This is a genomic window from Deinococcus fonticola (genome assembly GCF_004634215.1).
Taxonomy (GTDB): domain Bacteria; phylum Deinococcota; class Deinococci; order Deinococcales; family Deinococcaceae; genus Deinococcus; species Deinococcus fonticola.
This window is the reverse complement of sequence record NZ_SMMH01000007.1, coordinates 56094-68995: the sequence shown is the minus strand read 5'-3', so window position 1 is coordinate 68995 and position 12902 is coordinate 56094. Positions and strand designations below refer to the sequence as shown.

At 66.0% G+C, this 12902-nt stretch carries 14 protein-coding genes; 4 read left to right on the top strand and 10 right to left on the bottom strand.

The genetic code is table 11. The features are described 5' to 3' along the window. Positions 1 to 13: 13 nt before the first annotated feature. The 5 genes from E5Z01_RS20190 to hpf all read right to left on the bottom strand — a co-directional run bounded on the left by E5Z01_RS20190 (position 14) and on the right by hpf (position 3176). Complete coding sequence (locus E5Z01_RS20190) at positions 14 to 142, bottom strand: hypothetical protein (protein WP_276321240.1); 129 nt, start codon at positions 140 to 142, stop codon at positions 14 to 16. A 243-nt stretch (positions 143 to 385) separates the two neighbouring features. Further along, a complete protein-coding gene (locus tag E5Z01_RS06060) occupies positions 386 to 883 on the bottom strand; it encodes an EVE domain-containing protein (protein WP_135228547.1) in 498 nt (165 codons plus the stop codon). Positions 884 to 916: 33 nt separating this feature from the next. Continuing rightward, positions 917 to 1297: a hypothetical protein gene (locus E5Z01_RS06055; protein ID WP_135228546.1), complete on the bottom strand. Its 381-nt coding sequence runs from the start codon at positions 1295 to 1297 to the stop codon at positions 917 to 919. A gap of 3 nt (positions 1298 to 1300) precedes the next feature. Then, positions 1301 to 2449 carry a butyrate kinase gene (locus E5Z01_RS06050; RefSeq protein ID WP_135228545.1) on the bottom strand — a complete coding sequence of 383 codons (1149 nt, stop codon included), beginning with the start codon at positions 2447 to 2449 and terminating at the stop codon, positions 1301 to 1303. 166 nt (positions 2450 to 2615) lie between these two features. Continuing rightward, positions 2616 to 3176, bottom strand: a complete 561-nt coding sequence (hpf, locus tag E5Z01_RS06045) for a ribosome hibernation-promoting factor, HPF/YfiA family (protein WP_135228544.1) — start codon at positions 3174 to 3176, stop codon at positions 2616 to 2618. Between the two features lie 244 nt (positions 3177 to 3420). On the opposite strand from hpf, the gene E5Z01_RS06040 reads away from it, so the two are divergent. Then, entirely contained in the window at positions 3421 to 4146 is a 726-nt protein-coding gene (locus tag E5Z01_RS06040) for a TetR/AcrR family transcriptional regulator (protein WP_135228543.1), read from the top strand. Between the two features lie 78 nt (positions 4147 to 4224). Further along, positions 4225 to 4884 carry a glycosyltransferase family 2 protein gene (locus E5Z01_RS06035; protein ID WP_135228542.1) on the top strand — a complete coding sequence of 220 codons (660 nt, stop codon included), beginning with the start codon at positions 4225 to 4227 and terminating at the stop codon, positions 4882 to 4884. A 40-nt stretch (positions 4885 to 4924) separates the two neighbouring features. Here E5Z01_RS06035 and E5Z01_RS06030 read toward each other — a convergent pair whose 3' ends face one another. Together E5Z01_RS06030 and proC are read right to left on the bottom strand one after the other, a co-directional pair. Next, entirely contained in the window at positions 4925 to 5455 is a 531-nt protein-coding gene (locus tag E5Z01_RS06030) for a hypothetical protein (protein WP_135228541.1), read from the bottom strand. Positions 5456 to 5525: 70 nt separating this feature from the next. Further along, entirely contained in the window at positions 5526 to 6320 is a 795-nt protein-coding gene (gene proC / locus E5Z01_RS06025; RefSeq protein WP_119765882.1) for a pyrroline-5-carboxylate reductase, read from the bottom strand. A 211-nt stretch (positions 6321 to 6531) separates the two neighbouring features. Between proC and E5Z01_RS06020 the strand changes: the two genes are divergently transcribed. Then, on the top strand, positions 6532 to 8031 hold the full coding sequence (locus E5Z01_RS06020) for a YifB family Mg chelatase-like AAA ATPase (RefSeq protein WP_135228540.1): 1500 nt from the start codon (positions 6532 to 6534) through the stop codon (positions 8029 to 8031). Positions 8032 to 8454: 423 nt separating this feature from the next. Here the strand turns inward: E5Z01_RS06020 and E5Z01_RS06015 are convergent, their stop codons facing one another. From E5Z01_RS06015 to E5Z01_RS06005, 3 genes are all read right to left on the bottom strand, one after another. After that, positions 8455 to 10497: a M3 family metallopeptidase gene (locus E5Z01_RS06015; RefSeq protein ID WP_135228539.1), complete on the bottom strand. Its 2043-nt coding sequence runs from the start codon at positions 10495 to 10497 to the stop codon at positions 8455 to 8457. A 286-nt stretch (positions 10498 to 10783) separates the two neighbouring features. Continuing rightward, positions 10784 to 11869: a tRNA preQ1(34) S-adenosylmethionine ribosyltransferase-isomerase QueA gene (queA, locus tag E5Z01_RS06010; protein ID WP_135228538.1), complete on the bottom strand. Its 1086-nt coding sequence runs from the start codon at positions 11867 to 11869 to the stop codon at positions 10784 to 10786. Next, complete coding sequence (locus E5Z01_RS06005) at positions 11866 to 12432, bottom strand: LabA-like NYN domain-containing protein (RefSeq protein ID WP_119765878.1); 567 nt, start codon at positions 12430 to 12432, stop codon at positions 11866 to 11868. Before E5Z01_RS06005 ends, queA begins: the two co-directional genes overlap by 4 nt. A 239-nt stretch (positions 12433 to 12671) precedes the next feature. Here E5Z01_RS06005 and E5Z01_RS19420 point away from each other — a divergent pair, with 239 nt between their 5' ends. Beyond that, on the top strand, positions 12672 to 12830 hold the full coding sequence (locus E5Z01_RS19420) for a hypothetical protein (RefSeq protein WP_158591658.1): 159 nt from the start codon (positions 12672 to 12674) through the stop codon (positions 12828 to 12830). Positions 12831 to 12902: the final 72 nt, after the last annotated feature.

Here is a 12902-nt window from a genome sequence, read left to right as displayed (position 1 = left end):
CCCGGAAGGTCGTTCAGCGCCTGGTCGTGTGGCGGGTGTGCACGCGCACGTAAGCCCTGGTCTTCTGGGATGGGTGGCGTTGCTGCGCGGCCGCCAGGGCCAGCGAGACGAGGATGGTCAGCGCAGCGAGAAGCAGTTCCATGCCTCACTATGCCCGCGCCTCCCTGACAAGAACGTGACACCATCCCAGTCCACCCCCTGGCTTCATTTCACGGGTGTCCCTCCCCTTATTGCAGAGGCATGTCAGTGTTTCTCGGTGCAGGACGGCAGTTTCAAGCCTTAAGAAGCATCCCATTTGTTCCGTTCTTCCTCCAGAAAAATGCCAGTGGGCCACCTCCACGTCCGAGACACTTTTATTCCTGTTCGCTCTGTGTAAATTTCCAAGTTATCTCCTCACTGATGGGCTGGCATTCTTATCAGACTCCAGGGTCACGTTCGCGGCCTCAAGGGCTTCCTGAAACTGCGGCGGCGTGACGGGCAGAACGCTCAGGCGCGAGCCTTTTTGCGTCAGTGGAGATGACTGCCAGGCAGGCAAGGCCCGGATAGTCTCCAGCGGCAGCACTTCCGGGAAGGCCACCACCGGGGCGACATTCACCATGCTCCAGCGCGGCTCGTCCGGGTTCGATTTAGGGTCGAAGTAAGGGCTGTCCGGGTCGAATTGCAGGTTGTCCGGGTAGGCGCCGCGCACCACGCGGGCCACGCCCGCCACCCCAGCCGGTTTCGCGTTCGAGTAGTAGAACAGGCACAGGTCACCGGCCTGCATCTGGCGCAGGTAATTGCGCGCCTGGTAATTCCGCACGCCGTTCCAGGGCTCTGTGCCCACGCGTACCAGCTCCGCGTAGGAAAAAACGTCCGGTTCAGATTTCAACAGCCAGAAAGCCATGCCGCCCAGATTAACGAGTCAATGCCTGCCGGGTCAGCGCATCCGGTCGCGCACTGCTGCCAGGGTTTCCTCGAACTCGTCCAGAAATTCGTCTTCCAGGTCGCGGTCGCGGATCAGTTCGTCCTGCTCGGTGACCAGCTGCTCCCTGGCCCAGCGCAGCCGCGCCTGCCGGGCGCTGTACACGTTGCCCTTGCCGGCCACGTGGCGGGCCGCGTGCCGCACGGCTTTCACCGGGTCGCTGGTGGGCGCGACGATGCTCAGGTTACGCAGGCCCCCCTGATCGTTGACCAGGGAACAGATGACTTCGATGCGCTGGCCGTGGCGGGCCAGAAAAATCTGGTCAACGCGCCACATGCTGGTGGCCCGGATGGGTTCGGGAGCCGGGTGCTGACCCGCGCGCAAACGCCGGGCCATGTTTTAGAGCGGGGCTCCGGCAGGCGCGGACGCGGACTCGTCCTGCCGGGGGGCCTCGACAGGCGGCAGGGTGGTGACGCCTTGCGGCGTCCACTCGCGCAGGCCTTCCAGACCCAGCAGCACGCGCCCGGCACCTTCGGCCAGGGCTTCGAGTTCCAGTTCACCGGGCACCACGACGACCGGCGCGATCCAGGCCAGGCGGCGCTCGATACGGTCGACCAGGGCGTCCCACTTGGCGATGCCGCCGGTGATGGCGATGGCGTCGGGTCGGCCGGGCAGCGCTGCCGTTTGCTCACCGATGGCCTTGCAGGCCTGGTGCACGAAGGCCGCAATGGCGGTTTGCACGGCGGTGTTGTCGGGGTCGGCGGCGCGGGCTTCCAGGTCTTTCAGGTCGGCGCTGCCGGCCAGGCTGAAAAATCCGGCCTCGCGGGTCAGCAGGTGCATGACTTCGGTTTCGCTGTGGTCACGCGCCAGTTTCAGCAGGGTGCGGGCGGGCAGCGGGCCGCTCTGGCGGGCGCCCAGCGGGCCGCCGTTGGGGGCGGTGCCGGTGGTGTCGATGGCGCGGCCCTGGTCGAAGGCGGTGACGCTGGTGGTCGAGCCGAAGTGCGCCACCACGATGCGGGCCTCACGAAACTTCTTGCCAATCTCGTGCGCGGCGCGGCGGGCCACGGCGCGGGCGTTCAGGGCGTGGAACTGCGCTTCGCGGCGCAGCCCGGTAATGCCGGTCATGTGCGCTTCGGGCAGCAGTTCGTCGACGCTTTGCGGATCGACAATAAACCCGGGTGCGCCGCGCGCCTCGGCGACCCGCAGGGCCAGCGGCGCACCCAGGTTCTCGGGTTGCTCGAAGCCGCCTTTTTCCAGCATGCGCCCGGCCAGTTCCGGCGTCAGGCGGTAGGTGCCGGCCGGAACGCGCCCCAGTTGCCCGCCCCGGCCCACGATCACGTCCGGGGCGGGCCAGTCCGCCGTGGCAGCCAGAATCTGCGCGGCCACTTCGTCCATCGCTGCCGCGTCCGGCACGTCGTCGATGGGCAGTTCACGGCGATCCAGGGTGACCCGCAGCTGGCTGGGCAGGGCCGGATTGAGGCCAGGTTGAATGGTGGCACACGCGAGTTTCACGTTGCAGCTTCCGGGGTTGATCACGTGCGCGATCATAAACACCCCAGACTATCACTCTGCTGGAAAAGAGATGTGGCTTTACTCGCCCATGCGGCAGTAACACAGGTGGCCCCTGTCCCGCCGGGCAGCGTCCACACGCCGGGCTTCGGCAAAAAGCAGAGGGCACAAGCGCAAGGCTTGGCCCCCTCTGCGGCGCGTCAGGTCAGTTGGGTTCGATCAGGCCGTAGTGGCCGTCCTTGCGGCGGTACACCACGCCGGTCCGGTTGGTCTTCATGTTCCTGAACACGAAGAAATCGTGATCCAGCGCTTCCATCTGCGCCACGGCGTCCTCGGGCGACATGGGGCGCATCTCGAACCGTTTTTGCCGCACGATTTCGGGGGCAAATTCGCTCACGTCGTCCCCGGCGTTCACAGCGGCTTCGGCCGGGCCGGGTTCGGGCAGCGGCGTGCCCTCGCTGCGGTGACGCAGGTAACGCGTCTTGAACTTGCGCAGTTGGCGTTCCAGCACGTCACTGGCCTTGTCGATGGCGGCGTACATGTCCGCGTGGTGTTCCTCGGCGCGGATGATGCCGCTGGGCACGTTCAGTTGCACTTCCACGCGGTTGCGTCGTTCAGAGTTCCGCACGTCCCGTACCGTAAGGGTCACCCGCGCGTCCGTGATCTGGTCGTTGAAACGGTCCAGGCGCGAGAGTTTTTCCTCGACATAGTCACGCATGGCATCGGTGACTTCGACGTTCCGGCCTGACAGCTTGTAGATGTGCATAATCACTCTCCTTCAATTGTCACTGGGAGTGGGTTGATCCCAGTACGGTCAATGTAGTCCGAATGTCAGACCCGGGTCAGCCGGGCAGCTTACAGCAGACCTTCATGCAAAGGGGTATCCTGATAAATGGAGAGCCGAGTGGGCTTACTGCATTTGCTGCACCCCCACTTCCTCAAGGACTGATGTTAAGACGCCCCTTTCACGACTGCATTCTCCGGGCCGCAGGGCCCTCTAGAATACGCCCGTGAAAGCAGACCGGGCAGAACAGGAGCACGAACGCCGCGTACGGATTGCGCGGGCGGCCTTCGAGTTGTTCGCCCGCAGCGGCCTGGAGGGCACCAGCGCTCAGGACATCGCCCGCGCCGCGTACGTCAGCCGCACCAACCTGTACCGCTATTTTCCGAGCAAGACGCATATGCTGCTGGCGCACTTCGAGCGGGCCGTGGCGGAAACGCGCAGTGAGGCCCTGCGCCGCCTGAACACCGGGGCCAACCCGCAGGCCGTGTGGAGCGTGGTGACGGGCCGCATGGCCGACCTGGGCGTGCGCTACCGCCACCTGGTGGGCGCGGTCGGCCAGGCGGTGATCGGTCTGCCGGTGCGCACGGTCACGGCGCCCGAAGGGGCTGGCCCTGAACGTGAAGGTAAGGCGCCGGACGCCGCTCCTTCCGTGAACAGCACGCAGGCCATGCACACCGCCATGACCCTGGTGGCGCTGGTCGAGCCGGTGCTGCTGGCCATGCGCCGCCAGGGAGGTCTTCGCCCCGAAGCCGACACGCGCCTGCTGGCGGCCATGTTCGTGGACGCCTGCCTGCTGGCCCTGCTGCACGGCGGTCACCGTGACCAGCGCGAGGTGCTTCGCGACTGGCAGGAACGCTTCACGCTGCTGATGCACGGCGCTCTGGCCCCCGGCGAGCGTTTGGAGAAACTGCTGCACGGCGAGGGGCCGCCCCCTTCGACAGAGCGCCCTTAAAGTCAAAGAAGGTAGGCTTCCTTTTGCTCTGGTCATCTCTTTGGCGAACGCGGGCCATTTCGCTTAGCATGCGTCCAGATGTGTGCCGCCCCCCCACCCCACCTGAACCCTGATTCCGTGGCTGTGGTCATTCCGGCTTTCAACGAGGAAAGCACCGTAGCGGGCGTTATCGGGGTGGCACAGCGCCTCACGGCCGACGTGGTGGTGGCCTCGGACGGCAGTGTGGACGACACCGTGAACGTGGCGCGGCAGGCCGGCGCACGGGTGCTGGATCTGCAACCCAACGGCGGCAAAGGCCCCGCCCTGAAGGCCGCGCTGGAGGCCACACAGGCCGAGTACGTCCTGATGCTGGACGCCGACCTGACCGGCCTGACCCCCGAGCACCTGCACCTGCTGCTGGCCCCCGTCACGAATGGTCAACTGGACATGAGTATCGGTGTGTTCGAGGGCGGGGGATTCGTGACCGACTGGGGCAACAAACTCACGCCGCACCTGAGTGGGCAGCGGGCCTGCCGCCGCGCCTGGCTGCTGGGCGTGCCGCACCTGGGCGAGGAACGCTGGCCTGAACCGGCCATCACCGCCCACCTGAAAAACACCGGGGCCAGGTGGGATTACATCGAACTCCCGCAGGTGGCGCAGGTACTCAAGGAGAAAAAGCGCGGGTTCTGGAAAGGCGCCCGTGCCCGCACCAGAATGTATGCCGACCTGCTGACCTTCGGCTGGCGCAAGAAAAAGTAGGCGGGAAGACACCGCCAGGAACACTGGGGGCAGATCGCTGTTAGCGTCGATCGATCAGGGGAACCACCGTGCCGTCGGCCGTCTGGAACTGCACGACGCCCAGGGTCGGCACGAAGTAGCGGTGCTGCGCCCTTTTCCCGCCGCTGGAGAAGGTGGTTACCACCAGGGCATTGAACGTCCCCGCGCTGGTTTTCACGGCCTGGGTGCCGGTGACACTGACGTCGTCTGGGCCGCTTTTCCAGCGGCGGCCCACGCTCAGCGGGCCGGGCGGGTACACGTTCAGCGGCTGGGCCAGCCAGGTCAGCTTGCCGTTCTGGTGAATGCCGCGCAGCCACACGCTGCCGTCCGGACGGTACTCCATCAGGTCCTGCTGCACCAGGAGTTTGCCGAACAGGTGATTGACCGGAACGAGGGACAGGCCCCGGTAAGTGACGGGCGATCCTACCACCTGCGTCTCGCCGTTGCCGTACGTCCAGCTTTTCCCCGCCTGGTGCGGATAGTAGTGGGGACTGACCGGGGCGGACAGGCTGGCAGACACCAGGGCGAGGCTGACTGAGGCAAGGAGGCGCACGCCCCCATTGTGCCTGGATGCGGTCACAAAAGTCTCTCGACCCCGCAGTGTCCGGTGGGCCGCAGGCCGCTCAGTCGTCCTGATCGCGGCCCAGCTCCGTAGCACGCCGGGAGGCCGCTGCCACCGCCTTGATGAAGGCGCCGCGCACGCCGGCCTCCTCCAGGCTCTCGATCCCGGCGATGGTGGTGCCGCCCGGACTGGACACCTCGTCCTTGAGCAGGCCAGGGTGGGCACGCTGCTGAAGCAGGTGGCCGCTGGCGACCATCAGTTTCGCCGCCAGTTCCCGCGCCAATGGGCGGGCCATGCCCATACGCACCGCGCCGTCGGCCAGGGCGTCCGCCACCAGCCCCATGTACCCGGGGCCAGAGGCGCTCATGCCGGTGAACACGTTGAACAGGTGCTCGGGCAGGTCGTAAGCGTCCCCCACCGCCTCGAACAGGCGGTGCGCGAAAGCCAGGTCACCCGCGTCCTCGGCTTCTTTCGGCCCGGTAATGGCCGTCTGCGAGTGCCCGATGGTGGCGGCCAGGTTGGGCATGACCCGCACCACGCGCTTCGTGCCCAGGCGGCGCACCAGCGTGCTGACGTTCACGCCCGCCATGGTGCTGATGTAGCCGGTGTTCTCGTGTGCCAGCCACTCGGTGACCTCCGGAAACACGCGCGGCTGCAAACTGACCAGCACGCGCCTGGCCTGCGCGAGTTCGCTGAGTTGCAATACGCGCGCGCCCGTCCTGGCCGCCAGTTCATTGACCCGTTCGGTGTGTGTGTCGATAAGTCCAATCTCGCCCGGCGGCAATACGCCGCGCGACGTGACGCCTTCCAGCAGGGCCAACCCCAGTTTTCCGACGCCAACAATCGCCAGTTCCATGCCAGGCAGTATAGGGAGCCGTGGAAGGCCGCTCCGGTTCATGTCTGGGATGGAGGATCGTGAATAGACACCGGGGCTGCGCCTCGACAGACCTTTCTTGACCGACCTCTTGCGATCAGCCCCCTCGGCGTCTGCCTGCGGGGCTTGTCAGGTTGGCGCGAGAGTCCGTCTCTACACTACCCCTGTGACGTTCGTGTGGAGGTTCCGGTAAATGCTGGCCCGCGCCCATAGTGTGGCCCTGATCGGCGTGGACGCCGTGGCGGTGGAAGTCGAGGTGGACGTGTCCAGCGGGCTGCCCGCGTTTACCGTGGTGGGGCTGCCCGATCAGGCCGTGAGCGAGGCCCGCGAGCGCGTCCGCGCCGCCATTCGCAACGCCGGCTTGCCCTTCCCAGCCGCCCGCATCACCGTGAACCTGGCCCCCGCCGACCTGCGCAAGGAAGGCCCGCTGTACGACCTGCCTATTGCCCTGGGGCTGCTGGCGGCGCAGGACATCATTCCTGCCGCGTCCCTGCAAGGCCTGCTGATCGCCGGGGAACTGGCGCTGGACGGCTCGCTGCGGCCCATTGCCGGGGCGGTCAATCTGGCGCTGCTGGCCTCGCAACTGCGCCGGGACGCGCTGCTGCCCGACGGCAACGCGCAGGAAGCTGCCCTGATCGGCGACCTGACTGTCTACGGCCCGCGCAACCTGTGGGACGCCGTGCAGCACCTCAGCGGGCGTCAACCCCTGAACGCTGCGCAGGCGAGAGACGTACCGGACAACGCGGACGCTTTCCCGGATCTGGCCGACCTGAAGGGCCAGAGCGCCGCCCGCCGCGCCCTGGAAGTCGCGCTGGCCGGCGGACATAACCTGCTGCTGATCGGGTCGCCTGGCAGCGGCAAGACCATGCTGGCCCGCCGCGCCCCGGGACTTTTGCCGCCCCTGACGCGGGACGAGGCGCTGGAGGTGACGCGCATCCACTCGGCGGCCGGACTGCTCACCTCACGCGGGGCCCTGCAACGCCACGCGCCCTTCCGTTCCCCTCACCACACCGTCTCGGACGCCGGGCTCATCGGCGGGGGCAGCCTTCCCAAGCCGGGCGAAGTATCGCTGGCCCACCGGGGCCTGCTCTTTCTGGACGAGTTCCCGGAGTTCAGCCGCAAGGCGCTGGAAACCCTGCGGCAGCCGCTGGAGGACGGGCATGTCACCATCTCCCGCGCGCGCGCCACGGTGGAATACCCCGCCCGCTTTCAACTGATAGCCGCCATGAACCCGTGCCCCTGTGGTCATTTTGGCGACCCGGAGAAACCCTGCACCTGCACGCCGGTAGAACGCCTGCGGTATGCGGGAAGGCTCTCAGGCCCGCTGCTCGACCGCATCGACCTCACCCTGAAAGTGCCTCGCCTTACCGTCGACGAGTTGACCCGCGCCCCGGAACCCGAGCCTTCTGCCCCAGTCAAGGCGCGGATCGTGGCCGCCCGTGAGCGCATGACGGCCCGCCAGGGCGCCCGGAACAGTGACCTGAGCGGCCAGGCCCTGCGCGAGCACGCCGCCCTGAACGCCGGGCCGCTGGCCTTCGCGCAGGCCGCCGCCCGGCAATTGGGCCTGACCGGACGCGGGTACGACCGCATTCTCCGGGTGGCCCGCACCATCGCCGACCTGGCCGGCAGTGAGACCATCACCGAAGCGCACCTGGCCGAAGCGGTGACGTACAGGCCCAGGGAACTCGTTTGAGTCGACTGAAACCAGGCGGGAACATAAGGCTGTCTCCAGCGCGGCCCAGACGGCGAAGTGGCCCTGCCGGGTGCCTGTGGCTGCCAGGTCTGGGTCTGCTGCTGAGCGCCGCTTTTTTCTGGTGGCCGGGCCGTTCAGGCAGCCAGGCCGCTTCCGATCCCTGGCAGGCTTGCCAGGAGGCGATTGCGGCGCAGGCCAGCAAAGAAATGCTGAGCTTTACTGTGCAAATCAATCCTGGCGCAACTGCCCCGAGACCGGGCAGCGTTCACTTCTGGGTCACCGGCTGGAAAACACCAGCCCGGAGCGTCGTTTTTGGTGGGTACTGCTCCGTGAATCAGCGGTATGGAAAAGCGACCGCCAGCCTGGACGACTGGCGGTTTGCTGGCGATTATTCGGCCTGGCAGAACACCCGGAAGTGACGCCTTACAGCAGGCCGCTTCGTTTCAGCAGGGCCGCGGGGTCGGGGTCACGGCCCATGAAGTCGCGGTAGAGCTGCGCGGCGTCGTCGCTGTTGCCACGGCTCAGGATGCTGTCCACGTAGGCGCGGCCGGTGTCGCGGTTGAAGAGACCCTCGCTGGCAAAACGGGAAAAAGCGTCGGCGTCGAGGACCTCGGCCCACTTGTAACTGTAGTAGCCGGCCCCGTACCCGACCGGGCTGGAGAACAGGTGGTTGAAACTGGCGATCTGGGCGTAATCGTCGGGCAGGGCGGTGGGAACGAAGCGGGCCATGATGTCGCGGGCCGCCGCGATGGGGTCAGCGCCGCTGTTCGGGTCGAATTCCACGTGCAGGGTCAGGTCGGCGGTGCCGAAACTGTACTGGCGCATGGCGGTGTAGGCGGCGCGGTAGTTGCGGGCAGCCACCATCTTCTCGAACAGGTCTTGCGGCAGGCGCTCGCCGGTCTGGTAGTGGCGGGCAAACAGGTCGAGGGCCTCGCGCTCCATGACCCAGTTCTCCATGATCTGGCTGGGCAGTTCCACGAAATCCCAGGCGACGTTGGTGCCCGACAGGCTGTGCACCGGAACCCGGCTCATGGCGTGGTGCAGCAGGTGCCCGAACTCGTGGAAGACCGTTTCCACCTCACGGATGCTCAGGAGGCTGGGCGTGTCCCCGCTGGGCGGGGTCATGTTGCCGCACATCAGGCCCAGGTGTGGTTCCACGCCGTCCTCGCGCGGCCCACCGGTGATGAAGGCGTTCATCCACGCGCCGCCGCGTTTGCTGTCGCGGGGGAACCAGTCGGTGTAGAAACTGGCGACGTGCGTGCCGGACTCGTCGGAAATATCGTAGAAGCGTACTTCGGGGTGCCAGCCGGGAGCCTGGCCCTCTTTCACGGTGATGCCGAACACCCGCTGACAGATCTCGAACAGGCCATTCAGCACATTGTTCAACTCGAAGTACGGGCGCAGGGTCTCCTCGTCGAAATCGTACTTCTCCTGGCGCTGCTTCTCGGCCCAGTACGCCACGTCCCACATTTCCAGCGCGGGCGCGTCCGCGCCGGCTTGACTGCGGTAAAAAGCCTCCAGTTCGGCGTTCTCACGCTCGAAGGCCGGGCGGGTCTTGGCTTCCAGGTCACGCTCGAAAGCCAGGGCAGTGTCGCCGGTTTTCGCCATGCGTTCTTCCAGCACCAGGTCGGCAAAATTCCTGAAGCCCAGCAGTTCGGCGCGCTCGCGGCGCAGTTGCAGGATTTCGCTCACCAGCGGGCGGTTGTCGCGCCCCTCTTCGCGGCCCAGCCGGCCGCTCGCCTGCCACAGTTCGCGGCGCAACTCGCGGTCATCGGCGTAGGTCAGGATGGGCTGCATCACCGGCTGGTGCAGGGTCAGGCGGTGGCCCTCCCTGTCCTTGCCCTGCGCATCGAGGCGCGTGGCGTCGATGACGCGCTGCGGCACACCCGCCAGCCGCTCACTGGGAACGTACAACTCGTAGGCGGCGGTGCCTTCCAGCACGTTCTTGGCAAACTGGTTGGTGATCTGCGCCAGGCGGGTATTCACCTCGGTCAGGCGGGCCTTCTTGTCGTCGGGCAAGTCGGCGCCGCCACGCTTGAACTCGTCGAGGGTGAGTTTCAGCAGCCGCGAGCGCAAGGGGTCGAGGCCCTTGGCCGCGTCCGTTTCCGCGTAGGCTTTTAGAGCCTTCCACAGGCCGGGATGCAGGCTCAACTCCGAGTAGAACGCCGAGGTTCTGGGAATGATGGCCTCCACGGCGGCCTTCCACTCGTCGCTGGTCACCACGCTGTTCAGGTGGTGGACGATGGTGTCCACTGTGCCGAGCTGCTCGGTCAGGGTATCGAGGTCATCCATGAAGCCCGCGAAATCGCGCTCGCTGGCGGCGGCCAGTTGTTCCACGCGCTCGCGGGTGGCGGCCAGCAGTGTGTCTACCGCACCTTCCGCGTGCTCAGGTTTAATCTGGTCGAAGGGAATCTTGAAACCGATATTCAGCAGTGGATTGCTGCTCTGCTCGACTTGTTGTGTCATCGCCGGAAAGTATAGGCCACCGCTGTGGGCGGGCCGTGAGCCATTTGGCCGATGTACAGGCCCGGCACGCCAGAAGATTTTCCTGGCCTGGCGGCTTTTCTTACGTCAGCCCACCCGGAGAGGCCCGTGGCCGTGGCTGAACTGGAACGCCAGCGATAGAGCCGCGTGTCTCCGACGCTCGCCATCAACGAAGCGCTGGGCTTCGTGAAGGAAAGCGCGACGGTGACGATGATTAAAGCTGATGGTTCGTAGCTTGCGGAGAAACTGACGCAACAAGGAAAAGCCTCTACAGGCTTCTTTTCAGCAGCATCGCGTCGCCCAGCGAGTAGAAACGGTAGGCGTTTTCCAGCGCAGCGGCATACGCGGCTTTGATCTGCTCCTCGCCGGCAAAGGCAGCGACCAGGAGCAGCAGGGTGCTGCCAGGCAGGTGCAGGTTGGTGATGAGAAGATCCGGGACGTTGACGGGTGTGCCGGGCGTGATGAAAATCTGCGTCTCGCCTTCGCCGGCCCTGACCTGCTGGCCGTCCCAGGCACTTTCGAGGGTGCGCACGGTGGTGGTGCCCACCGCGACCACGCGCCGGCCCTCGGCCCTGGCAGTGTTAATGGCCCGCGCGGTTTCAGGCGTGACGGTGTAGCGTTCGGCGTGCATGACGTGCTGGCTGACCGGCCCGGTGATGGGTTTGAACGTTCCCGCGCCGACATGCAGTGTTACCTGCGCCTGCTGCACCCCCATGTCCGAAAGCTTTCGCAGGAGTTCCGGCGTGAAGTGCAGCCCGGCGGTGGGCGCGGCCACGCTGCCGGGCGTGCGGGCGTATACCGTCTGGTAACGCTCGCGCCACACCTCGTCCGAGTCGCCCGCATCGATGTACGGGGGCAGCGGCAGGCGGCCAATTTCATCCAGATGGGGTTTGATGTCGTGTTCGAAGCGCAGCAGGCGGGCGCCGTCGTCCATGACGCCCACGATTTCGGCGCGGTGCTGTGCTTCTGCCTGACCCAGCAGCAATTCCTTGCCGGCGCGTTTGGCGGGTTTCAGGTACGCGCTCCAGACGTTCTTCTCTTCCTCGCGTAGCAGCAGCACTTCAATCTGGCCGCCCCCCTGTGCTGCGCCAGCCGGGCCGTTCACCACGGGCTTGCGCGCCATGATCCGGGCGGGAATGACGCGCGACTCGTTGAACACCAGCAGGTCACCAGCACGCAGGAATTCCGGCAGGTCACGGAAAAGGCGGTGCTGAAGGCCGCCCTCCACCACCATCAGCTTCGAGGTGTCGCGGGGCTCCGCGCCGGTCTGGGCAATGCGGCTGTCCGGCAGATCGAAGTTCAGCCGTTCCAGCACGGCGTTGGCGTTCTGTTCCGACCGGTCCGGGGCGGTCATGCGGTGGCGGGGTCTTCTTCCGGCGTGGCCTTGCCGTTCTTCACGCGGGCGGGCATCAGCGCCCCGTCGATGTCCGGCAGGTGCGTAAAGCGGTCGGCGGCGTCAATCAAGTCCTGACTGGTGTGCTCCCGGAAAGCGATCACCTCGACCCGCTTGCCGCGCTCCTGAAGCACTTCCACAATATCGGTGAAGTCCCCGTCTCCGCTGCCCAGCACCACGATGTCCAGGTGATCCATCAGGCGCACCATGTCGGCCACGATGCCCATATCCCAGTTGCCGCTGTAGATGGGTTTGCCGCCGTCAGTGACGTGGTGCAGCGTCAGGGTCATGCGCCGCACCTTGAACCCCAGGGTCGAGAGCTTGTAGATGAACGGCCGCGAGGTCGCCTCACCGTCGCGTTCCACGGTGTAACTGATCGCGTGAAGCAGCTCACGATCACGCGTGGCGGACTGAAGGATGGTCTCGAAATTCACGGTGCGCTCCAGCAGGTCGCGGGCGCTGTGGTAGAGGTTCTGCGTGTCGATGAACACCCCGACGCGGGGGCGATGGACCACGTATTGCATTGGGTTTCTCCTGTTATGGGAAAGAAAAAAGTGGGTGACGATCTGCGCCGTTCTTGATGAGCGGCCCCGACAGCATACCGCCGGAGCCCCTCCTTCTCTGCAAGGCTCCTGACGACCCGTGCAGAACGAGGCGCAGGGCTAAGGCACCGCCTCGCTCATCTGCCCCTGAAAAGCCGGTACAGGCTGAAGGTTTCTTGAGGGTGGTTCGCCTGGCGGCCGCAAGCAGTTATGCTGGGAGCATGGGTTCCTCTGATCGTGCTTCGTCTTCCCTGGGGTCGTTGTGGGTGGTGCTGGTGTTGTCGCTGGGTGCTCTGCTGGGAATCGGGGCGGCCGCGGCGCTGCTGGGTCGGCGCGACCGGGCGCAGGCCGAAGACCCCGACGCGCCCCTGTTCATCTGATTCCTCTCTATTTTCCTGCCCCTGTTTGCACCTGCCCCAGCTGTCCGGGGCAGGTGCGCGTTTTCTTGGGCG